Genomic DNA, 22,573 nt, shown 5'->3' with positions numbered 1-22,573 from the left:
TCGCGTTATTTAAAGTGATTTGATTTGATTGAGTCGTTCAAACATCTCATCAATTTGTTTGTCGAAGCGGTTTGTTTTGTTTCTTGGAATCAATTCCTGGCCTTCCGAGCGCTTGTGTTTCCAGCGGCGGTGAGACCACAGCCAAAACTCAGGTCTAAGTTGGATTAGTTTCTCAACAATGTCGACATAATCCAGTAGAACAGCATGTTCTCCGTCCTGAACCGGATGCGGGGTCATTTCGAAGAAGTCGACCACATACTGCCCTCGTTTCACTTTATGGATGTAGTGGAAGAATACCGGGACGTTTGTTTTTAGTGCAATTTTCTGTGGGCCACTGAAAAAAGGAGTTTCCTGATTTAGAAAAGTCGTCCAATATTGCGATGCAGCAGGAGGTGTTTGGTCAGCAGCCAGCCACATGATGCCATAGTTTGGCCCTTGATTTAAGCTGAACGATGCCCTGGGGGCATTCTGCATGGGAACCTTCAATGCTCCAAATTTAGTGCGCATCTTGGTGACATAGTTTTCCATGGACGGGTTGTTTTTCATAGGGCTGAATACCATCAGGAAATCATGCTTGAGGAATTGTATCATGCTTGCATTCCATTCCCAGTTGTTGTAGTGGAAACAGATTAACAACATTCCCTTGCCCTGATCGAAAACATCATTTAAACGTTCAAGGTGTTCGTACCGAATGTGTTTGTCGAGTTCTTTGGCCGAGAGACGATCGAATTTCGCTGTTTCCATGAACAGGTCGCAGAAATGGCGGTAGTATTTTCGGGCAATCTTGTCAATTTCCTCCGCTGATTTTTCAGGAAACGAATTCCGAAGGTTTTGGTAGACTACCTTTTTGCGGTAGCCCACAAGGTGAAAAATCAGTACAAAAAAGAAATCGGATAAGGCGTACAAAACCCAAAAGGGCAGATAAGCGATTCCTTTTAAAAGGAGGACGGTAAGTTTTTGACCAAAAGTTTTCATGGGTAACTCTTTTCAGGCTCCAAAAGTAGAACTTTTTTACAAAATGTTTGATATTCAATTGGGGCGTACAACCATGATACCGGTAAACGATTTTTTAGCTCCCAGGTAATCGGCTAGCGGAACATCGGAGATGACTACTTTTTCTAATGCAGAAGAGGCATGCAGCAGGTGAACGCGTCCATCAACCCAAATCACTAACCCTACATGGGCAATATCCAGCCCGGCGATACTGGTCGTCAGCCCTACAATATCACCGTCCTTCAAATGTTTCTCGTTCGCCTGAAGTTTTTCTTTGGGAATGAAATAGCGTGTGCGCTCGCTGATCAATTCTTCCTGCTGAGCGATTTGAGGTACCAGCTCCGGGTTTTCTTTCAAAACCGGATAACTGTCCGGGTGGGAGGACATGAAGTTGATTGGTTTTTCAACTTTAGTTTGAAAGCTGTTGTCCAACGGTGTAACCAGACCTTTTTCAGTATTGTTGTAAAGCCATTCCGAGAAATAATGCAGCCGAGATAAGTAGCCCTCCCGAACCCCGTTTCGGTACCGAACCTTTTCCAATTGCTTTTTGTAAGCTGTAAAATCGGTCGCTCCCGATTTCACCGTCAGCATCAGTGCCAGGCAGGTTTCGTCGAAAGTGGTACAGTCAAGTTCGCGCAGGTTGACAATCAGCTTTTCGTCCTTGCCGGTTTCCAGTGTTTGGGCAACATATGGCGTTCCCAAAAAGCTTTGTCCGATTTTCTCAAGCAATTCGCCCGACGGCAGGTTTTTGACCTCCGCAAATTCAGTGAGCTTGGTTTCCACCAATACACTATCGTTGCTGCACAAAGGTTGTGATGATTGGTGCTCAACAGGGCTGTTTGCCCATGCGGTGGTTATTTGGCATACTAGAAGCAATAGTACAACTGTCGGAAATATTTTCATGGTCAATCTTTTTTTCTGTTGGAGTTGGGAAATTACAAAAATTATCGTCGTGCAGGTAGGGTAAACAGATTTTGGAGCGGTATCCGCATGAAAAGAACAGAGAATTCCTTAAATTATTCACTTGAATTTCAGGAGAGTTTTACAAGGATCTGTTTTTATGACAAAACGTTTTGAAAGTTGACAGCGCAAGAATTTAAATTAGTGTTCGACGAGTATTTCGATGCCATACGGCGGTACATTTATTACCGCTCGGGTGATCGGGAGTTGGCGACCGATATTGCTCAGGAAGCGTTTATGAAACTCTGGGAAAAGCAGGTTGCTTATCAGCCCAAAGAAAACTCCGGCTTACTGTACAAAATGGCCTCCGATCTGTTTGTTAGCCGATACCGCCACCAGCAGGTCGAGTGGGAGTACCAGAAAAAGCTAAAGCTGGATTTCACAGAAGAGTCTCCCGATGAACAATTGGAATACGACGAGTTGAAGAGTCGCTACGAGGAAGCACTCGCCGGGCTGTCGGACAAACAACGAACTGTTTTTCTCATGAGCCGGCTGGATGGGCTGAAATACCACGAAATAGCTGAGCGACTGGAGCTAAGTGTTAAAGCGGTTGAGAAACGAATGAGCGCGGCTTTAAGCCAATTAAAAATGAAATTGAGTTGATCATGAAAACAAATTCAAAACATAGTGATTCATCGAGCCCGAACTGGCAAAAACTGGAGGAGCTGAATTCGAAGGTGACCGTCAAATGGGAATCATCGGCAGAAGATATTTGGACGAAGATGGAAAGTCAGTTGACGGAACAGAAGCGACCGGCGAAAGTGATCGCTTTGAATCGTTCGACTTGGCAATGGGCCGTTGCTGCGGTGTTTGTTTTACTCTTGGGAACAACTGCCTTTATGCGTTTCTACACCGAATCAGCAATCGTTTCGGCTGGTGAGCATCGGTTGGTTGAACTGCCTGATCAGTCGAAAGTGCAGTTGAACGCCGGATCTGAACTAACTTGGCATCCGTATTGGTGGCAGGTTTCACGTGAAGTAGAGCTGGACGGAGAAGCTTATTTCGAGGTGCAAAAAGGAAGTCGTTTTGTGGTTGCTTCTGAAAAAGGAAATACAGCAGTACTGGGCACAAGCTTCAACATCTTTGCACGCGATGATGCTTACCGCGTTACTTGTTTGACCGGCAAAGTTCAGGTTTCAACAACGGATGAAAAGAAACAAGTTGTTTTGTCGCCCAACGAAAAGGCAGAATTGTTAGGTGCTGAATTGACAAAGTCAACGGTAGTAGCTTCGGAATCGATTGCCTGGATTACTAACCGGTTTGTTTTCGCAGGCAGACCAATTCAGGAAGTGTTTGATGAAATTGAACGTCAATATAAGGTTACCTTTCATGTAGATAACGGAATTAATTTCACATATAGCGGTAATTTTGAGAAGCAAACTGATGTGAAACAGGTTCTTGGCTATGTTTGTCGGCCGTTTAGTCTTAAATTTACAGAAGAACAACCGGGCGTGTTCCGGATTGAAAAAAGCAACTAACCTGAATTGAAAACATTTGTCCTTCTGCTATGTCTTTTGCTGTCGGGCATATTCGCTTACAGTCAGCAGCTCGATTTGCAGTACAGGGAAACAGCCCTGAACGAGGTTTTGTTGGATTTGCGCGATCGGTACGATTTTCAGTTTTCGTTTGATGATGCCAGGTTGTCGAGTTACAAAATCACCGTTCACCAATCGTTTTCAGGGTTGCCGCAAGCATTGGATTACCTGCTGAAGGATCTTCCGCTGGCCTACGAAAAGTCGGGAGATGTTTTTCTGATTTACAGTTCGCAGCAGGACAGGAGCATAAAGGCCTTTCATATTTCAGGAGTTGTTCAGGATGCCACCACAGGAGAAACCTTACCATACACGCACATTTATCTCAACGGGAAAGGGATGAGTACCGACCACAACGGTACTTTTTCCTTTCGCTCGCTGAGTGACAGTATCTTTCAGGTTCGTCTCACTTATTTGGGATTTTTTCCACAGGATACCACTGTTGCAGCAGCCGATAATCAGGTTTTCAAGTTAAATCCATCATTATTCAAGTTGAAGGAAATCCGGGTTGAAGGGCTCTCCGTAGTTCGGTCGGAACAAATCGGGCAGGAAGCCGGTGAAATTCGCTTGAATCACCAGGTGGCCGGGAGCTTGCCGGGTTACGGCGATAATTCAGTTTTCAACCTGTTGCGCTTGCAACCGGGGATTCTGGCGGCTGGCGAGCAATCCAACGACCTGATTATACGCGGAAGTTATGCCGGGCAAAGCCAGGTGTTATTCGATGGTTTCACGCTGTTTGGCATGAAGAACTTCAACGACAACATCAGTGCGGTGAACCCCTTTATGGCGAAGGACATTCGTGTGATGAAAGGTGGATTTTCGGCCGAGTACGGAGGGCGCGTGGGCGGAATTGTGCAGATAACCGGTGTGAATGGAAGCACCGAGGATTTGCAGCTGCAGCTCAGCGTAAACAATATGACGATGAATGGTTGGCTCAGTTTACCGTTGGGAACAAAGAATTCACTGGTCGTAGCGATGCGGCAAACCTATTACGAGCTTTACGATAAAAACCAGCTGACTTTGGGAACCAGCGGCAATTCCGGGCGTGGAAGTTCGATTGACCGGTACGTTTATCCTGATTACAATTTCAGGGATTTCAATGTCAAATTCTCGGGACGTACCGGAGATGCCGATTTTTACAGTCTGAGCCTGTTTACCGGACGCGACCGCTACGTTTACGGCTTGGAGTACGAAACCCAAAGCCAGCGCAATCAGCTGTCTTATGAGGATGAGGAACAGAACCAGCAATACGGTGCTTCGGCTCGCTACAGCAAGGCCTGGAATGGCGGACTACGGTCGGAGTTAACAGCTGCTTACTCGTCGCTGGAAACGCAGGTCACGAATTTACGCGAATCGGCCGGACAGAATGGCGGGAGCGATGGTAGTGGTGGCAGCGGCGGGAATGGCAATGGACAAGGTGGCAGCACCAGTAGCTCCGGCTCAAGTTCTTCAACCAGTTGGATTACAGATACCGACGATTACAACCAAAACAAGATTGATGAATTTCGGCTGGAACTACAAAACCACCTGTCGCTTTCACCGGTTCACCGGCTTGGATTTGGAATGGGAGTTGTTCAAAACGATATTCATTTTCAGGAGGACTCGTTTGCGGTTAACCTGGCACACGAAAAATACTCACTATCCCGCCTGAATGCTTATCTGGAAGATCATCTTTCGATTACTCAAAAGCTAAGGTTAACAGCAGGTGTTCGGGCTGATCTACCTTTTGACTTGAATCGGGTCGATATTCAACCCCGGATTTCAGCAGGCTACGAATTGACTGACGCCTGGAAGCTGAGTGCTTCGTGGGGAACTTACCGGCAGTATATTTCACATACCTCGGTGGTCGATCCTCTCGGAAACTTCCGCTATCTATGGACGATTTGCAACGATGATGATATTCCGGTGCTTTGGTCGCAGCAATCGATTTTGGGGCTGAGCTGGCATAAAAACGGGTACCTGTTTAGCATTGAAGCTTACCGAAAACATACCAAGGGTTTGAGTCGCTTTGTGGAAACACAAGAGGGAACCGGGCTTTTCCAGGGAGATGCAAAGACTTCGGGGCTTGATTTATTCCTAAAAAAAGATTGGAAAGGGCATTCGTTTTGGTTGGCTTATACACTGAGCGAGACGAAAGAACACTTTTCGTATTTCGATCCCGAGGTTTATTTGCGGGCTTTGCACGACCAGCGACACGAACTGAAAGCGGCTGCTTTAATCAATTTCAAACCTATTTATTTCTCCGCAAACTATGTGTTTGGATCCGGTTTTCCCGACTTGCTCGACGATCCTTCGGTTGACGGTAGGGATTATCACCGCCTTGATGTTGCTCTGAGTTATCGGGTGACCCGACAGAGATATGGTTTGGAATTTGGTGTTTCGGTGTTGAATGTCTTTAACTATGAGAATCTAAAATACGACAACTTTGTGCGCATCCCCGACGATCAGGATGCCACTTTAAATGTATCGGCCGAAGCCGTTCCGTTTACTCCTGTAATGTTTCTGAAACTGGCGTTTTAGTCAGCTCTGTTTCGTCATGCTGGACTTCCTGCCTGGCGTCAGACACGGTTTCTGCATCTCTTCCATTTTAGAGAAAGATTCCGAAACGAATTCGGGATGACGTTAGACAAATCTTTAGGATGTGTTTTCCTGAAGTCTAATCGTTGCATAAATTCCGCCCAGTCGAATCTTCCCATCTCATTTTCAGCCTTCTCACCCACTCAAAAATAAAATTTTGCAAAATTTTTAACCAAAGGTAGGGTAAACGAACTTTTGTGCGGTTAGCATTCGGAATTGAATCAGTAAAATATTAAAAGGAATAAGTTATGAAAACAATCGCACGCACAATCGCATCATTGGTTTTAGCAATCATGTTTACTGCTCCCGCAGCTTTTGCTCAAACCGAAACACCCATCCAGGATCAAACTAAACTGCAGACAAAAGACCAGTTGAAAGACGGATCTTGTGATGAGACGAAACCAGATCAGGATCAAGACCAGGATAAACTTCAAACCCGTGATCGTTTGAATGTTAACCTGACCGACGAACAGGTGACTCTGATGGAGGCAAATCAGGAAAGTGCACAACAGTTTCGCAATTCGTTCAGGGCAACCCTGACCGAAGAACAAATGGCGATTCTGGAAAACACAGAAATGACCCGCGAACAAAAACGCGAAGCGCTGATGGCAACGCTTTCCGAAGAACAATTGGAAATGGTACAAGCGCAACAGCAAATTCGTGAAGAAAATCGTCAGCAATTCCGCAGTAGCATCAGCAGCGAGCAAATGAAACAAGCTCGTCAACAGCTGAGACAAAGCGAAACTTGCGAGAATGCGACAGCTGCTCAGGAACAAGTTCGTCAGCAGATAGGACAACAAAGTCAGGAACAGGCTCAGGAACAAGCTCAAGAGGCAGCACAACAAGAAGCGAAGCAACAGGGATCTGAAAATGCCGGGGGAAGCGGCAGTGGTAATGGCAACGGTAAAGGGGGAAACTAATCTTTACTGATGATGGAGCCGCCGATTGGTGGCTTCATCTTTTTTCAATGTTGAATTACTATGAAGAATGAGTCTGCCGGGACGCAGACTTTTTGAGGCTCCTAAGGAATCAACATATCGAAATGTGGGATGACATTTAAACAGTAGGCGAGATGAAACGAATTGGTTTATTGATCGGGTTAGTATTTGTACTGGTGTTGCCGGCAATCGCCCAACGAACAGATATTCTGGAGAAGGATCGGTTTACAAGGATCGATTCTCTTTTAAGTGATGTGCTGTTCGGCGACGATGAATTGTACGATCTTTTTAGCGGGAAAAAGAATTTCCAGTTTCTGTACGCCGGTGCTAACTACAACAGCAAAACGTATTTCGCTGGACGCGAAATCGGGACCGATCAGTATAACTTTTCCGGACAATTGTACTACATGCACTCAATCGGTTTTTTTGCCGGGGTTTCCGGTAGTTGGTACAGTCAGCTCGATCCCGGTTACCGAACAACAGTTTTCAGCGCCGGCTTTGGCAAAGGATTCAAAAAAATCAAGTTTTTACGCTATCGCGCTTCCCTGGATTATTTCCTGTTTAATGTTGACGATCCCGATTTCGATGCCTTGTACAATTCAAGTCTGAATGCGGGCATCACGCTTAAATCGAAATCATTGGGAACCCGCCTGGATGGTTCGTTATTGATGGGCCAGGAATTCGGACAACAACTGTCCTGGGATGTTTATGCCTATCTGAATTTAATCAAATTTAGCCGTTACGACTACCTGCGACTGGAGCCGGAGGTCAGTTTGTTTTGGGGATCCGAAGCTGCTGAGTTTTTGCTGAACGAGGCTTATGTTGACGAAATTACCCAAACGGAAGTTTCAACTTATTACAAGGATGTGTTTGGTCTGCTGAATATCCAGCTGCAGTTGCCTGTAAGCCTGAGCTGGAAGAGCTTCGACCTCGAAGTTTCCTATAATTACAACCTGCCGCAAACCATCGGCGACGGCGAATCGTACTCCAATTCTTCCTACTTCCGGATTTCTTTGGGCTATATTTTCAACCTTTAGCTATTGAGTGTGTCACCTTAAATGAATCTCAATAGAGCGCTCAATAGAACTCGCTTTTTTGCTGATCATTTCAATAATGTCCGACTTCTCCTTTTTTTGTAATTGAATGTTTGCAAGCTTTCAGTTATTTTTAGAGCGAACAAATTAAATACGATGTACAGAAAAGGAATTTTATTGCTGCTGATTGGGGTTTGTACCCTCGGCTATGCGATGGGCATAACAGTTGATAAGAGTGGACGAATTGAATATTCCGCCTGGCGCAATGGCGAGGTTGATTCAAACAGCGACAAATTGATTGTCGAATACACGGATAGTATTGCCAAAAGTTGGGTCGATCAGTCGGGGAAGAATTTGATCCCGGAAGTACCCCAACAGGTGAATTACCTGGCATATCCGGATTCAGTTATCATTCGTCAGGCTACCTTCATGGATGGCCAAAGCTATTTTACAACGAATCGTTTTCGATCGCTCAAAGGCTTTGAGCCCGAAGGAGACCCGGTGAAAATTTTGGGTTACAAATGCCAAAAGTATGTTGGCACTTCATTTTCCAATAAAATTGAATTGTGGGTAACCACCAAGACTGGTTTGCAGGCAACACCGATGCTGTATTTCCCTTTCCCGGGAGCGGTGGTCATGCGGTATGTTCGCAACGGCAATTCGGGATGGGAAGCAACAAACATCGATTTTTATCGAAAAAAGAAAGTTCCCGAAATGATACCTGCTGATATGGGAATTGGTGTTGATGACGTCGAATTCAGCCGTCGGTTAGCAGATGCTTTCGTAAAAGAAGTGCCGGTTTTCAAAAAGCAACAAATTAATTGGGGTGGTAAAATTGAAAATCCAGAAGGGGAATACACTGATTCCCTGTATCGTTTTGCAGGTGGTACGGTTGTGTTGAAACGCGTGAAACTGCCACAGGTACCGGATGGCACGTCTATCTTTGCCGAAGTGACCGAGCAATCGAATGGTGATGCCTACGACCGTACGGGATCTGTTTTTGTTGTTCCTGTTGACAAAACGCAAAGCTTCCTCGATGGATTGAAATACGGCGTTGATTCGCTGCCGAAATACACCAGCAAAGAAGGTAAAGTTTATCAGGGTGTCGTCGAAACCAATGACTTTGATCCGCTGATCGAACTGATGCGTTTCTTTACACCTTTTGGTGTTCATCATTTTAATGACAAGCGTGATGTTGGTATTGCCTGGGCGGACTCGGTGACTTACAAAGAAGATGTGAGCGACTTCCTGCCGGTGCTTCAAAACGAATGCTGGATAGGTGTGTTTGTTGGCAACTACGACGGTGGCGGGCACAAAGTGAGCCTGAATCTGAAATATTACCTGAATGAACAGGAAGTTTCGGAAAAGCCTGCTAAAAAATATTGGGTGCAGCCGGTTTTCAATACAACCAACGTGATGGAAATGGCAGGTCAGGAATATGGAACCATGTTTGCCAGCGATACGCTTACGGTGGACTTCGAAGTTCCTGCGGGAGTTAAAAATGTGACTTTCCGTTACATCACAACCGGTCATGGTGGCTGGGGTGGCGGCGACGAGTTTGTGCCTAAAAAGAATGAGCTTTTCATCGATAATCAGCCGTTCTTCAGTTTCACGCCCTGGCGAGTTGATTGTGGAACTTACCGCGCTTCAAACCCGGCTTCGGGTAATTTCTGGAACGGTTTGTCATCGTCTGATTATAGCCGCTCTGGTTGGTGTCCCGGAACAGTTTCGCACCCGTATTTTACGCCGGTGGATAACTTGACTCCCGGAAAACACAGTATCAAAGTGTACATCCCGTTAGGGGAAAGAGAAGGGAACATGTTCAGTGCCTGGAATGTGTCTGGTGTCTTTATCGGCGAGATTGAAGAATAAATCTTTTCGGGTGTAAATCCCTGAATCATTATAAGAACAGAGGGCTTCGCGTTGGCAAGGCCCTCTGTTTATTTTAAGTCGGTTAATAGTCTGAATTTCTACCGGTTGATTTAATTAACGAACGGAGCAATTCGTTGAACTTGTCCGCCTTTTTCAGTTCGTCAATGCTTTGCTTCATGCGGAAGCGCCACTTGTGCCGAACGTTGGCCGGCAGGTTGATTTGTTCCTGCTGCGTTTCGTCCCAGCGCAATTCACTGTCCATTGCCAACAAATCCTGAATAGGAAGGGTGACCCACATGGCCGGTGAATACAAATGCTGGGTGACGATTTGCTGGCAAATCTCGGGCTCGGCAAAGTAGGGAGCTGCTCCCCAGTTGCCCAGTTCCTGGTTGTAGAAAAGTTGTGTTTTGGCACGATCCTCTTCCCACCATCCGCGGATGGTCGACATGTCGTGGGTCGACGTTGTGCAAACCGACAGGTACGGAGCATCGGCCGGATGCGCGAACTTTTTATTCGGGTCTTTGGGCATTCGCTGTATCTCCAGGCTCAGGATATTTAACTCGTCCATTGCTTTCGGTACGCAGGCCGGGATCATGCCCAAATCTTCGCCGCAAACCAACAGGTCGCCAACCGTTGTTATCGCTGGTAGTTTTTCCATGCCTTTAGCGTACCAAAATTCCTCGTGGCGTTTGTAGAAATAGTTGTTGTAGATTTCTGTCAATCGCTCCTTGGTCCAGTAATCCAATTCATCAAACGAGCTGGTTTTGGTCATGGAGATTCTTGGGTGCCACTGGTTGTAGCCCGTACTCACCAAAATAACGTTGGCTGCCAGGTCGAAAAGCCCGTCGCGGATTTTCCGTTTCTCATCGTCCAGATCTTCTTCTTCAATCCCCTTCAGGAAATGAGTGTTGATTTTTTGTTGCGTATCGAATTGTTCTTTTAACCGGTATTTCTGATTGTTCAAATCATCGAGATATTGCGCGATAATTTGTTCTGTTTCTTCGCCAAATCGCTCAACCAGCAAATGATGGCGGATGTACGGTTGGGTGAAACGTTCGTAATCGAATCGGATGCCGTGGCTTTCAATTTCTTCAGCCGATAATGGCAGGGCCGGGTTGAAATGTCCCAGCAGCGCTTCAACTGAATCGCTTGGTACTTCCCAAATTCGGAAGAATCCGAGGATGTGGTCAATGCGGTAGGTGTCGAAATAATCCGTCATTTTTTGCATTCTACGAACCCACCAGCTGTAATTGTCTTTCGCCATTTCCTCCCAGTTGTAGGTTGGGAATCCCCAGTTTTGTCCTTTCACGGCAAAATCGTCCGGGGGGGCACCGGCTTGCGAGTCCAGGTTGAAAAGGTGTGGCTCCGTCCAGGCTTCAACACTGTTCGGACTGATGCCAATCGGGATATCGCCTTTCAAGATAATGCCGTTTTTCCGGGCGTGGTTGGCCGCTTCTTTCAATTGTTTGTCCAGGTGGTATTGAATGAAATAGTGCACAACAACATCGTCGCGGGTCGGAGCACCGGGCTCACTCAGTGCCTCAATTTTATAGCGGTCATATCGTCGGAAGTCCCCCCATTGGCGGAAATCCGGTGTTTTGAACTGATCGCGCAAATAAACAAAAGCAGCGTAAGGAACCAGCCAGTCTTTATTGGCGCGGAAGAATTGTTTGAAACTGTTCGAGTTGAAAAGCTTCTCGCCATCCTGATCAAAAATCAGTTTGTAGTAGCGCGATTTTAGGCGGTGTACTTCCGGATAATCAACATGGATCTCCTGATTCAACTGCTCCTGATGGGCTGCAAATTCCTCCATCAATTTGGGATCGTTGAGACGCCCGATTTTATCCAGGTTCAGGTAGATCGGATGAAGAGCCATCACGGAAATCGATTTGTAAGGGTAGGAGTCGAGCCAGTTGTGTGAGGCTACCGTTTCGTTGACGGGCAGCACCTGAACCATCTTCATGCCGACTGATTTTGCCCAGTCGATAAAGTCGATCAGGTCGGTAAAATCGCCGGATCCAAAACTATTTCCGCTTCGAAGCGAAAATACCGGAACGGCCACACCGGCACCCTTCCAGTTTCCCAAAGGGTAGCGAAAATTCCGGTCGGTTTTCACGAAAACAACCCGGCCTGGTAACTCCGGTATTCCGGCAAGTTCCCGGTCAAAACCTTCTTCCAAAGTTGCGATTTTCTCTTCCCTGACATCCCAAATGCCAAATTTATAGTGAATCGGAAAGTGCAGTTCATCCAGATTGATTTGGCCCGACCAGACCGGGAAATCATCGCCGCATTCAAGTATCAGCGGTTTGGCCCGGTCCCAGTTCCCCATTTGATTCTGATTTCCGAGAACACATACTTTGTAGTTGCCTCCGATTCGCGGAACACGGATGCGGAGTTGAAAAATGCGGTCATCTTCCAAATCAGCAATCGGCGCTTTGTTTTTTCCCGGTTTCATGATGACGTTCTGAAACGAGGCTTTGTACAGGATTTTTTCTGCCGGCGAAGGGTTGTTCCACTTATCCGCAATGTAAAAATCGTGTTGGGGATGACTTTTTAAGTCGATAAAATGGTTGTTGCCCCATTCCCAGTGTTTGTTACCACTGGTGTCGAGCATGAAGTATTTGTATTCCAGCCGTTCGTCCGACGGTTGCAAATCTAGGGAAATTTCCCAGAACCCATTGGGCTTGCTTTCCAGCGGGATTGTTTTGAAAGGATCCCAAGCGCCCAATTCATCATACGAACCGGATAAAAAAATCTGTTGACCAAGGGTGGTATAGTAGTGCAGATTAAATGTAAGTCTCATGGTTTTTCATTTTGTCTTTCACGCCAATTCTACATTGACAATAAAAAGGTACAATAAAAGCAAATTTCTGAAAATTGGTTTGCCTGTTTCCTTCTGTTTACAAGTTTTAAAACATAAGGACTCGGTTTTCTGAATAGCTGATAGGCATTGGAACAAGGCTGTTGCCGGTTTCTATGTATGACGGAAAAGCTTTTGGGCTGTGAACTAAAAAAGCTTGTCAACTAAAGCGGTAAAAAACTGTTTAACTTGAAGCGTGCTGAACTGCCCGCTTTTTTATGTTGAAATCAAAAATGTTATTTTCATCCCAATAAATATCAACCCTTATGAAAAAAATCTATCAGTTCCTGACGTCCATGCCGTTTATGGGATTTTTGCTGTTGGTTTTTGCGATCTCTATGGCGGTGGCTACGTTTACCGAAAGTAGCTACGGAACCGAGGCTGCCAAAAGCATTATTTACAATACGCATTGGTTCGAGTTGGTTTTGTTGCTACTCGGCTTCAGCCTCCTGGTGAATTTTCTTCGCTATAAAATGTATACCCGGCGCAAAATTGTAGTCGGGCTTTTTCATATTTCCTTTGTCATAATTGTGATTGGTGCAGCCATTACCCGCTATATTAGTTTCGAGGGCGTGATGCACATCCGCGAGGGACACAGTTCCAACTCGATCGTGTCTACTGATACTTACCTGACCATTGAAACGCCGGATAAGAAGTTGAAAACGAAGGTGTTGTTTTCGGAACTTCGGTCGGGGAATTACAGCCAGTCGGTTGAGGTTGAAGGGCACAGGATTAAACTAAAATCAGTAGGCTTTGTAAAGAATGCGGTGAAAACACCGGTCGATCATCCGTCGGGCGAGCCGATGGTTGATTTTGTTGTTTCGGCGGGGCAGGGCATGCAACCTTTTTTGTTCAAGCCCGGCGAAACGGTGAATCTCGGGGGAATGACGGTTGGTTTCAGCCCCGAAGCGAACATCCATTTTGATCAGGATGGTGATGATTTATATATTACAACAGATCGCGATTTGGAGATTCGTAGCATGACCGGATCGGAGCCCATCCCAATGGCCGCCGGAAGCCGGCAGCCGGTTTTGCCGATGCACCTCTATGCGTTCGACAATTACTTAATGTTGGTGAAGAAATTTTACCCGCATGCCTTGGTTCGCGTTAGCAAGGATAGCCAGGGGAATTCGACAGAAGATGTGGTGATTTTAGAAGTTTCTGACGGCGATCGGATGGCGACCTTGAATGTGTTTGGACGTTCGGGACAAGTTGGCGATCCGTTGACTTACAAGGTGGGGAACACGCCTTTGAAAATCTCCTACGGGTCTGAATTGATTAAACTGCCATTTTCGCTTTACCTCGACGATTTTCAGTTGGATCGTTACATTGGTTCCGACAGCCCTTCATCGTTTGCCAGCGAAATAAAGTTGATAGATGAGACAAAGGGGGTGAATGAGAATTATCGGATTTTTATGAATAATACCCTGAAATACCGGGGGTATCGCTTTTACCAGTCGTCCTATGATCAGGACGAGATGGGAACCGTGCTCTCGGTAAACAAAGACTTTTGGGGAACTGCAATTACGTACTTGGGCTATTTGCTGATGGCAATCGGTATGATTATCGCCTTGTTTGCCAAGCATTCTTATTTCCAATATTTGGTTCGTCACCTGAAAGATTTAAATAAAGCGGGTGTCGCTGGTATCGTGGTTTTGATGATGTTTGTTACTTCACCAGCCCGCGCGGAAAATGCGACATTGAATGGTCTTCCGGGACTGGACAAAGATTTGGTGAGCGATTTCTCCGAATTGTGGGTGCACGGTAACGACGGTCGGATTGAGCCGATGTCGACTTTGAACAATGAAATTCTGCGCAAACTGACCCGCAAATCTTCATTTGAAGGAAAATCGGCAGATGAAGTTGTGTTGAGCATGAACCTGTATCCCGATTTTTGGCGTACGATTCCAATCGTCAAGGTGGAGAAGTCAGTGGTAGCAGAGTTGGGAATTGGCAATAAATTTGCAACGGTGGTCGATTTTTTCGACGAAGGAGGTCATTACCGGATTCTGGATCAGGTACAGGCTGCTTACAATAAAATGCCGGCTTTCCGCACGCAGCTGGATAAAGATTATTTGGCTGTCGACGAGCGGGTGAATATCTGTTTTATGGTCTTCAATGGCGAGTTTTTCACCTTCTTTCCGCCGGTTAATCACGCTGATGCCTGGTATGCCGTTGGCAGCAATCCAACCGGCTACCCGCGGGGGGATTCGCTGTTTGTAGCGAACAGTTTCAAATTGTTGCGCGAGTCGTTGAATCCCGGTGGCGATATTCAGCCACGGCAGATCATGGCAACCATTGCCAATTTCCAGCAGAAGTTCGGCGCAGAGATTCTGCCTTCCGATAGCAAAAAAGAAGTCGAATTATTTTACAATCAATATCAGCCATTCAAGAGAGTATTTCCCTGGTATTTGCTGTTGGGAATTGGTTTGCTGACCATCCTCTTGGTGAATATTTTCAGACAGAAGGCGGTGAGCAATCCGGTAAAATACACTTTTGGTGGATTGATCTTTTTAGCTTTTCTGGTACACACCGTCGGGCTAATTGTTCGCTGGTACATTTCGGGGCATGCACCGTGGAGCAACGGCTACGAGTCCATGATTTATGTGGCCTGGGCGGCGATGTTGGCCGGGATCATTTTTGGCCGCAAATACCCGATGGTGCTGGGGACTGCCGCGTTCCTGACCGGGATTACACTGTTTGTGGCTCATTTGAATTGGATGAATCCCGAAATCACGCATTTGGTTCCGGTTTTGAAATCGTATTGGCTGCTTATCCATGTCGCGGTCATTACGGCCAGTTACGGTTTTATCGGGCTTAGTTCGTTCCTGGGCATGCTGGTGCTCATTTTGTACGCTTTGCTGCGGGAACAGAACAAAAAGAATGTCCTTCATTTTACCGACCAGCTTTCCACAATAGGCGAATTGTCGGCAACACTTGGCTTATATATGTTGACCATTGGTACTTTTCTCGGAGGTGTTTGGGCCAACGAAAGCTGGGGCCGTTATTGGGGCTGGGATCCGAAAGAAACCTGGGCTTTGATTACCGTGATTATCTTCGCTTTCATCGTTCACATGCGGTTTATACCCGGGTTGCGCGGGCGGTTCAATTTCAACGTGGCAACGGTGATCGGTTTCAGCTCAGTACTTATGACCTACTTCGGTGTTAACTATTTCCTCAGCGGGATGCACTCGTACGGAAAGGGGAGTGTTGATGGTGTACATTGGGCGGTTTACGCCTCTGCCCTGGCACTCATTTTACTGATACTTGTAGCCTACGGCAAGCATAAGAAATACGAAACGGAGACCAATTAGGACGGCATTTTTGCCCCGGAAACGATGCTAGCTGGTGTATAACAGCACAAAATCAATTTTTCCGTTAAACTGAAATGTTATCTTTGCCCGGTTATTTAAGGGATTAATTTAGATTGAAATAATGACATTTCAGGTTACACGGACTTTTGATATACTGGATCGCATCGTGCAGGATTTTCCGCGCAAAGATGCTTTGGCCGGAAAAAATGAATCGGGTTGGTATACCTACTCGACCGCAGAATATGCTGAAAACTCGAAGTTATTTGCGCTTGGGGTGATGTCCCTGGGATTGAAAACCGGAGATAAAGTTGCCACCGTAACAAGCAACCGCCCCGAATGGAATTTTGCCGATATGGGACTGGGGATGGCCGGAATGGTGCATGTGCCGATTTATCCCACCATTGGCGATGATGAATATCGATACATTCTGGAACATGCCGAAGTGCAGTGTTTAATCGTGGGCGATAAAAAGCTTTTCGAAAAGCTGCAGCCGATCGCAAAAGAGATCGGCGGAATAAAATCCCTCTTTTCATTTGACGATGTTGCCGGCTGTCGGAACTTCAACGAAATCCTGGAGTTGGGTAAACAAGCTGAAAAGGAATTATTATCAGCCTTAGCTGAAATTCGCCAGTCGGTTCGTCCGCAGGATGTTGCAACACTGATTTACACATCGGGAACAACCGGTGTGCCTAAAGGAGTAATGCTTTCGCACGAAAACCTGGTTGCGAATTTTTCTTCCCACGCAACCATGCACGATTTGGGTAAAGATCACCGCGTAATTAGCTTTTTGCCGCTGTGCCACGTTTACGAACGTAGTGTAAATTACCATTTTCAATATAAAGGAATGGGAATTTATTACGTCGGTAACCTGGGGCAGATTGTGAATGCGATCAAAGAAATCAAGCCGCACATGTTTAACTCGGTTCCACGTCTTTTGGAGCGTGTGTACGACGGTTTCGTTTCGAAAGGAAACGACTTGACCGGCATGAAAAAACGTATTTATTTCTGGGCCTTGCACCTCACGCGTCATTTTGAATTCAACAAGCGATACAACCCCATTGTGGCGGCACAGATCAAACTGGCTGATAAACTGGTTTACTCTAAGTGGCGCGAAGCTTTGGGGAATAACATCACCTACATTGTGTCGGGCGGAGCTGCGCTGCAACCTCGGATTGCCCGGGTGTTGGGTATGGCAGGCATGTACACTTTGGAAGGGTACGGGCTGACCGAAACTTCGCCGGTTATTGCGGTGAACAACCCGGCGAGTGGCGAAATGAAAATAGGTACTGTCGGCCCGATTCTGGATGGAGTCACCGTGAAAATTGCCGACGACGGCGAGATTCTGTGTAAAGGACCATCGGTGATGTTGGGCTATTACAAAGCACCTGAACTGACGGCCGAGGTAATCGATGAAGAAGGCTGGTTCCATACCGGTGATATCGGTTTTTTGGATGAAGGCAAATACCTGAAAATTACTGATCGCAAAAAAGAGATGTTCAAAATGTCGGGTGGAAAATACATTGCGCCACAGATGATTGAGAACAAACTGAAGGAGTCTTTCTTTATTGAACAGGCGATGGTGATTGGTGAAAATGAGAAGTTTGCCAGCGCGCTGATTTCGCCCAACTTTGACTATTTGCACGATTGGTGCTCGCAGCATAAAATTCACTTCCGCGATAACCAGGAGTTGGTGCAGGTGCCCGAGGTAGTTGCGCAGTACAAAAAAGAAGTTGCTGTAATTAACAAGACCCTGGGCGAGCACGAAGAAATTAAACGTTTCAAGCTGGTTTGTGAAGAATGGTCGCCGCAAAACGGTGAGTTGTCACCAACTCTAAAACTGAAACGGAATTATGTGGTGAAGAAATACCAGCATTTGATCGACGATATTTATGCTGTTACCAAAAACGGAAACGGAGGGGGTTCAAAGTTGAATTTACGTTTCGACCTAAACGCGTTGACCAAGCGTTTCAAGTAAAAAACCAACCAATATATGCAGAGAAGCCACCCATCGGGTGGCTTTTTCTATTTCTAAAAATCAGTCGCGTTTGCATTCGAAATATAATCGTAAAGGCTATTCATGTTTTCACTCACATGATCGTTGAATGCTTTAAACATGTTCAGTGTTTTTGACCACTCTGATTCATCTTTCATCGTGATCGGGTAGAATTCAGTTATTTTTTTGGTAACGGTTCGGTCTGCAATCCACTCTTCTCCGGCATAGTGACCCGGGACAAACTCTTGGAAAGAGATATCAAGTACTTCGAATAACAATTTATAGTCCTTAATGGTGATGATGCAGGTGTAGTTGAGCGAAGTCAAATTGGAAAGAGGCAGGCTGTAGTGAAAAATGATCTTTCCATTTCCCGGATTTTGATAAATTGAATTTGGGTAAAGTTCGTTGTGGATGGCCATCCACTCGAGTGCCCGGTCAAAAATATCGGCTTTTTTTATGGCCGGGAATTCGCCAAGTAGGGAGTAATAAACATCTCCCTCGGGCGTGATCGGTAGATCAGGGTATGCACCGAAACGATCCAGTTTTGAAGCCCAGTCCTGCATTTTGGAGGCAATTTTCTCTTGTCTTTTGGATTGTTCGTATTCCTTGATGAGTACTTCTTGCTCCAGTTTCGAAGTTTGCCCCAGCACCGCGGCGGAGCATAGTAGGAAGAGAAAAAGTAGTTTTATTTTCATAGTTTATACTTTAATGAAAAGAATGATTAGGTTAAATTACAAAAATCATACCCAGTTGTGGTGTCCTCCTCGCATATTTTCGGTTTTCTACAACATGTGTATCGTTGTCGTCAGTTTTTTGAGGAATGCTTGTTTTCCTCAGTTCTCATTCGGATAGAAGGTGTATCTCTTAATTGGTTGTAAATAAAGGTGTTTTGGGCTTTTGTGGGTTGTGCGAACACAGTGTGGCACAACCTTCGCTTATTGGAAAGCGGAAACAGAAACAAACACCTATGAAAACAATTTTACTTGTGGTGCTGGCGGGTTTCATGATGGCCTGCAGTACCGTCCCGCTTACCAACCGCAAACAACTGTCGCTCATCCCAGCCGAGGAGATGCAATCGCTGGCTGCTGAAAACTACAATGCCGTGCTCGACAGTTCACAATTATCAAACAACACAGAAGCAATCAACTCTATTCGCGATGTCGGCTCCGAAATTGCCTCGGCAGTTCAGGATTATTTGAAAAAGATTGGTCGTGAAGATTTAATCGAAGGTTACGCCTGGGAGTTCAACCTGATCGAGAGCCCCCAAGTAAATGCCTGGTGTATGCCTGGTGGAAAAATAGCTTTTTACACCGGAATTTTGCCTGTTTGTGAAGATGAGAATGGGATTGCCGTCGTAATGTCGCATGAAATTGCGCATGCCATTGCTCAGCATGGAAACGAACGCATGTCTCAGGAAATGGCATTACAAATGGGAGGAGTCGCGCTTTCAGAAGCGCTTGCCACGCAGAAAACTGAAACCACGAGCCTGGCAATGCTGGCTTACGGGACGGGGGCACAATTGGGTGTGATTCTACCGTACAGCCGTAGTCACGAAAGCGAAGCCGATGAAATGGGCCTCTATTTTATGGCGATGGCCGGTTACGACCCGCGGGAAGCACCGAAGTTCTGGGAGCGCATGTTGCAATCTTCTCAATCGGGCGTCCCCGAATTCTTATCAACTCACCCGGATCCTAAAAACCGGATTAAAGCACTGAACGAACATTTACCGAAAGCATTGGAATACTACAACGAATAAACACCCCCTGCTATGAAAACATCCCATCCTATTCTCCGAAAATTGAGTATCCGTTGGCGTTACCTGATCAGACGGAACAACAAATTGTTGACGATCACAGCCGGTTTCTTTTTGGCTCTCCTGGTAACTTCAAGTTTGGCATTTTTTGTCACCATTGCTTTAATTGAACTTGAAGTTTTTGGTCCGATGCCCGACAAACGGGAATTGATGACCATTGATCATCCTCTTGCGACAGAGCTGTACACCGCAGACTCCGTTTTGATGGGCAAGTTCTATATTCAGAACCGTTTGGATATGTATCCAAATGAAATCCCCGAAAGTATCATTCAGGCACTTTTAGCAACTGAGGATATTCGGTTCTACAGTCACCATGGGATCGACTTTCGAAGTTTGGGACGCGTTTTTGTGAAAAGCATTTTGATGGGTGACCCAAATTCCGGGGGAGGAAGTACCATCACGCAGCAGTTGGCCAAAAACCTTTATCCGCGTCAGGATTACATGTTTGGCTCCATCGTTATCAATAAATTGCGCGAGATGGTTTTGGCCTACGAGTTGGAACGCATTTACACCAAACGAGAACTACTGGTACTTTATTTAAATACCGTTCCTTTCGGGGAAGACACTTATGGGTTGAAGGCTGGTGCATTCCGCTATTTCGGCAAATCGCCGGAAAAATTGAATGCACAGGAGGCCGCACTTTTAATAGGGATGTTGAAAGGGCCGAGTTATTACAGTCCCCGCCTTCATGGAGATCGGGCAATGGAACGCCGCAACGTAGTGCTGGGGCAGATGGCCAAATACGACATTTTGAGTGAGGCAGAGAAAGATTCGCTGTCGGAATTGCCGGTCGAATTAAACTACACCTTGCTGAGCAACTCGAACGGGATCGCACCTTATTTGAGAGCTCACTTAAAAACAGAATTGCAGGACATTATTAAAGAAGTAAATAATTCGCAAGATGCTTCATACAACCTGGAGGCCGATGGCCTGAAAATTTACACAACCATCAATTCAAAGATGCAGTTTTATGCAGAAAATGCGGTGCACAAGCATTTGGCTTCAATTCAGAAAGTGCTGAACCGGGAACTGGCGAGAGATAGCTGGAATCGCAAATCGGATTTGGAACGTCTGGCTGAGCAAAAGTTGAAAGGAATGTCAAAAGAGGAACAGGAAACAAAGAAGATGGTTCGGGTTTTCGACTGGAACGGCGAAAAAGACAGTTTGATGTCGCCGAAAGAACTTGTGCTGCATAACCTGCGGATGCTGAACGCCGGTTTTATGGCGATGGACAGTCGTACCGGAGAAATCAAAGCCTGGGTGGGCGGGATCAACTACAAGCATTTTCAGTACGACCACGTGTTGGCGAAACGTCAGGTCGGTTCTACCTTTAAACCATTTGTTTATTTATCAGCACTGGAGCATGGCTACGGCCCGGATGATCTGTTTGTAAACGACACGGTTTCGTATGCAGCTTACGACAACTGGACCCCGAAAAATGCGGATAATCAATATGGCGGCATGTACACGCTGAAAGGGGCATTGACACATTCGGTGAATACGGTCAGCGCCAACCTGATTCTGAAAACAGGTATTTCCAACGTTTGCCAGTTAGCTCAGCACGCTGGTATCGAAACGCGTTTGCCGCATGTTCCTTCGCTGGCTTTAGGCACGGCAGAGTTGTCATTGTTTGAGCTGGTTCGGGCTTACCAGTCGTTTGCCAATATGGGCGTACCGGTTAAACCGCAGTTGATTAAATCGGTTGCCGATCGGAATGGTGAGTTATTGTACGCAGCAAATACCAACACAACAGCAAAGGGAGACTCCATTGCATCACGCGAAAGTATGGAGACGATTGTTGAGATGATGAAGAATGTGGTCGATCGCGGAACTGCCAGATCATTGCGATATCGTTACGGATTGAAAGGCGAGATTGCCGGAAAAACCGGAACTACACAGAATCAGGCCGACGGTTGGTTTGTTGGATTTACCCCCGATTTGGTTGCCGGAGTTTGGGTGGGCGCCGAATACCCGGCAGTTCATTTCCGTAGTTTGCGATACGGGCAAGGTGCTTACACCGCTTTGCCGGTTTGGGCCAATTTTTTCAAGGAGTTGTACAGCGACCAGGAATTTAAGCAAATGGCTTCAGCTAAATTTGCGATCTCCGATTCGGTTCGGGTGCGCGTTTCCGAAAGCGCCGATTATATTCAGGCACCCACGATGGAAGACGAACTTCAGCCCAAGCAGGTCAAAATTGTAGCCGAAAATACCATGGCAACATCCATGATTAGCCAATAGTTTTTATCCGCCGATTCGCTTGGTTTTGTAGCCTTCAGCTTGCAGCATTTGAATAACTTTATCGCGAAAGTTTCCCTGAATCAGGATTTCGCCGTCGCGGGTTGAGCCACCGACGCCACATTGTGTTTTTAGCCTGCGCGCTAATTCCTTCAATTCGTCATCAGTTCCCTCAAATCCGGTAACAAGCGTTGCCGATTTCCCGTTGCGGCCCTTCTTGTCCAATTCAACATATAACGTTTGTTTGTTCGCCGGGATAGAAGGTGTTTTTTCCTGCTTTTCTTCCTTGTTTTCGTTTTGCGAATCCGGGGAAATTGAAAAAGCCATCCCCAACTTATCTTTCCAGTCTTGTGCCATCTCGAAGTTTTTTTCAAAAATAATATAAAAAGCTGTTTTTAAGAATTGGAAAATTGAGGTTGACATGAACTTTTACTTGGGCTCGCGGGTTTGAA

The 22,573-nt window shown here is 46.1% G+C and carries 15 protein-coding genes; 10 read left to right on the top strand and 5 right to left on the bottom strand.

Annotated features, from left to right (window positions below; genetic code table 11):
* Window positions 1–9 precede the first annotated feature (9 nt).
* Complete coding sequence (locus BC643_RS08150) at window positions 10–975, bottom strand: lysophospholipid acyltransferase family protein (RefSeq protein WP_120272616.1); 966 nt, start codon at window positions 973–975, stop codon at window positions 10–12.
* A gap of 54 nt (window positions 976–1,029) precedes the next feature.
* Complete coding sequence (locus BC643_RS08145) at window positions 1,030–1,896, bottom strand: N-acetylmuramoyl-L-alanine amidase-like domain-containing protein (RefSeq protein ID WP_120272615.1); 867 nt, start codon at window positions 1,894–1,896, stop codon at window positions 1,030–1,032.
* Between the two features lie 177 nt (window positions 1,897–2,073).
* Here BC643_RS08145 and BC643_RS08140 point away from each other — a divergent pair, with 177 nt between their 5' ends.
* The 6 genes from BC643_RS08140 (at window position 2,074) to BC643_RS08115 (ending at window position 9,906) form a co-directional block, all read left to right on the top strand.
* Entirely contained in the window at window positions 2,074–2,556 is a 483-nt protein-coding gene (locus BC643_RS08140; RefSeq protein ID WP_120272614.1) for an RNA polymerase sigma factor, read from the top strand.
* Window positions 2,557–2,558: 2 nt separating this feature from the next.
* The gene (locus BC643_RS08135; RefSeq protein ID WP_120272613.1) at window positions 2,559–3,431 is read left to right on the top strand and encodes a FecR family protein; all 873 of its coding nucleotides are present in this window, start codon (window positions 2,559–2,561) and stop codon (window positions 3,429–3,431) included.
* Between the two features lie 6 nt (window positions 3,432–3,437).
* On the top strand, window positions 3,438–6,005 hold the full coding sequence (locus BC643_RS08130; protein ID WP_120272612.1) for a TonB-dependent receptor: 2,568 nt from the start codon (window positions 3,438–3,440) through the stop codon (window positions 6,003–6,005).
* A gap of 305 nt (window positions 6,006–6,310) precedes the next feature.
* Window positions 6,311–6,982 (top strand): hypothetical protein, encoded by a 672-nt coding sequence (locus BC643_RS08125; protein WP_120272611.1) that lies wholly within the window; start codon window positions 6,311–6,313, stop codon window positions 6,980–6,982.
* A gap of 152 nt (window positions 6,983–7,134) precedes the next feature.
* Window positions 7,135–8,037, top strand: coding sequence for a hypothetical protein (locus BC643_RS08120; protein WP_120272610.1), 903 nt, complete (start codon window positions 7,135–7,137; stop codon window positions 8,035–8,037).
* 153 nt (window positions 8,038–8,190) lie between these two features.
* Entirely contained in the window at window positions 8,191–9,906 is a 1,716-nt protein-coding gene (locus tag BC643_RS08115; RefSeq protein WP_120272609.1) for a PNGase F N-terminal domain-containing protein, read from the top strand.
* Between the two features lie 82 nt (window positions 9,907–9,988).
* Here BC643_RS08115 and BC643_RS08110 read toward each other — a convergent pair whose 3' ends face one another.
* Window positions 9,989–12,709 (bottom strand): 4-alpha-glucanotransferase, encoded by a 2,721-nt coding sequence (locus BC643_RS08110; protein WP_120272608.1) that lies wholly within the window; start codon window positions 12,707–12,709, stop codon window positions 9,989–9,991.
* A 323-nt stretch (window positions 12,710–13,032) separates the two neighbouring features.
* Between BC643_RS08110 and ccsB the strand changes: the two genes are divergently transcribed.
* Together ccsB and BC643_RS08100 are read left to right on the top strand one after the other, a co-directional pair.
* Window positions 13,033–16,080, top strand: a complete 3,048-nt coding sequence (ccsB, locus tag BC643_RS08105; protein WP_120272607.1) for a c-type cytochrome biogenesis protein CcsB — start codon at window positions 13,033–13,035, stop codon at window positions 16,078–16,080.
* Between the two features lie 121 nt (window positions 16,081–16,201).
* A complete protein-coding gene (locus tag BC643_RS08100) occupies window positions 16,202–18,055 on the top strand; it encodes an AMP-dependent synthetase/ligase (RefSeq protein WP_120272606.1) in 1,854 nt (617 codons plus the stop codon).
* A 53-nt stretch (window positions 18,056–18,108) separates the two neighbouring features.
* Here the strand turns inward: BC643_RS08100 and BC643_RS08095 are convergent, their stop codons facing one another.
* Window positions 18,109–18,768: a DUF4468 domain-containing protein gene (locus BC643_RS08095; RefSeq protein ID WP_120272605.1), complete on the bottom strand. Its 660-nt coding sequence runs from the start codon at window positions 18,766–18,768 to the stop codon at window positions 18,109–18,111.
* A 272-nt stretch (window positions 18,769–19,040) separates the two neighbouring features.
* On the opposite strand from BC643_RS08095, the gene BC643_RS08090 reads away from it, so the two are divergent.
* Window positions 19,041–19,829 (top strand): M48 family metallopeptidase, encoded by a 789-nt coding sequence (locus BC643_RS08090; RefSeq protein WP_120272604.1) that lies wholly within the window; start codon window positions 19,041–19,043, stop codon window positions 19,827–19,829.
* Between the two features lie 12 nt (window positions 19,830–19,841).
* On the top strand, window positions 19,842–22,124 hold the full coding sequence (locus BC643_RS08085) for a penicillin-binding protein 1A (protein WP_120272603.1): 2,283 nt from the start codon (window positions 19,842–19,844) through the stop codon (window positions 22,122–22,124).
* A 3-nt stretch (window positions 22,125–22,127) separates the two neighbouring features.
* Here the strand turns inward: BC643_RS08085 and BC643_RS08080 are convergent, their stop codons facing one another.
* Window positions 22,128–22,478 carry a translation initiation factor gene (locus tag BC643_RS08080; protein ID WP_120274203.1) on the bottom strand — a complete coding sequence of 117 codons (351 nt, stop codon included), beginning with the start codon at window positions 22,476–22,478 and terminating at the stop codon, window positions 22,128–22,130.
* Between the last annotated feature and the right edge of the window lie 95 nt (window positions 22,479–22,573).

The sequence above is a fragment of the Mangrovibacterium diazotrophicum genome (assembly GCF_003610535.1).
Taxonomy (GTDB): Bacteria; Bacteroidota; Bacteroidia; order Bacteroidales; family Prolixibacteraceae; genus Mangrovibacterium; species Mangrovibacterium diazotrophicum.
Note: the sequence above shows the minus strand (reverse complement) of the source record. Positions and strands in the feature narration are given on the sequence as shown.

What these genes read in the sequence shown, in the direction of transcription:
- BC643_RS08145 (WP_120272615.1), bottom strand. Translation starts at nt 1,896, where the DNA reads ATGAAAATATTTCCGACAGTTGTACTATTGCTTCTAGTATGCCAAATA.
- BC643_RS08110 (WP_120272608.1), bottom strand. Translation starts at nt 12,709, where the DNA reads ATGAGACTTACATTTAATCTGCACTACTATACCACCCTTGGTCAACAG.
- BC643_RS08120 (WP_120272610.1), top strand. Translation starts at nt 7,135, where the DNA reads ATGAAACGAATTGGTTTATTGATCGGGTTAGTATTTGTACTGGTGTTG.
- BC643_RS08095 (WP_120272605.1), bottom strand. Translation starts at nt 18,768, where the DNA reads ATGAAAATAAAACTACTTTTTCTCTTCCTACTATGCTCCGCCGCGGTG.
- BC643_RS08085 (WP_120272603.1), top strand. Translation starts at nt 19,842, where the DNA reads ATGAAAACATCCCATCCTATTCTCCGAAAATTGAGTATCCGTTGGCGT.
- BC643_RS08100 (WP_120272606.1), top strand. Translation starts at nt 16,202, where the DNA reads ATGACATTTCAGGTTACACGGACTTTTGATATACTGGATCGCATCGTG.
- BC643_RS08115 (WP_120272609.1), top strand. Translation starts at nt 8,191, where the DNA reads ATGTACAGAAAAGGAATTTTATTGCTGCTGATTGGGGTTTGTACCCTC.
- BC643_RS08090 (WP_120272604.1), top strand. Translation starts at nt 19,041, where the DNA reads ATGAAAACAATTTTACTTGTGGTGCTGGCGGGTTTCATGATGGCCTGC.
- BC643_RS08080 (WP_120274203.1), bottom strand. Translation starts at nt 22,478, where the DNA reads ATGGCACAAGACTGGAAAGATAAGTTGGGGATGGCTTTTTCAATTTCC.
- BC643_RS08125 (WP_120272611.1), top strand. Translation starts at nt 6,311, where the DNA reads ATGAAAACAATCGCACGCACAATCGCATCATTGGTTTTAGCAATCATG.
- BC643_RS08150 (WP_120272616.1), bottom strand. Translation starts at nt 975, where the DNA reads ATGAAAACTTTTGGTCAAAAACTTACCGTCCTCCTTTTAAAAGGAATC.
- BC643_RS08135 (WP_120272613.1), top strand. Translation starts at nt 2,559, where the DNA reads ATGAAAACAAATTCAAAACATAGTGATTCATCGAGCCCGAACTGGCAA.
- ccsB (WP_120272607.1), top strand. Translation starts at nt 13,033, where the DNA reads ATGAAAAAAATCTATCAGTTCCTGACGTCCATGCCGTTTATGGGATTT.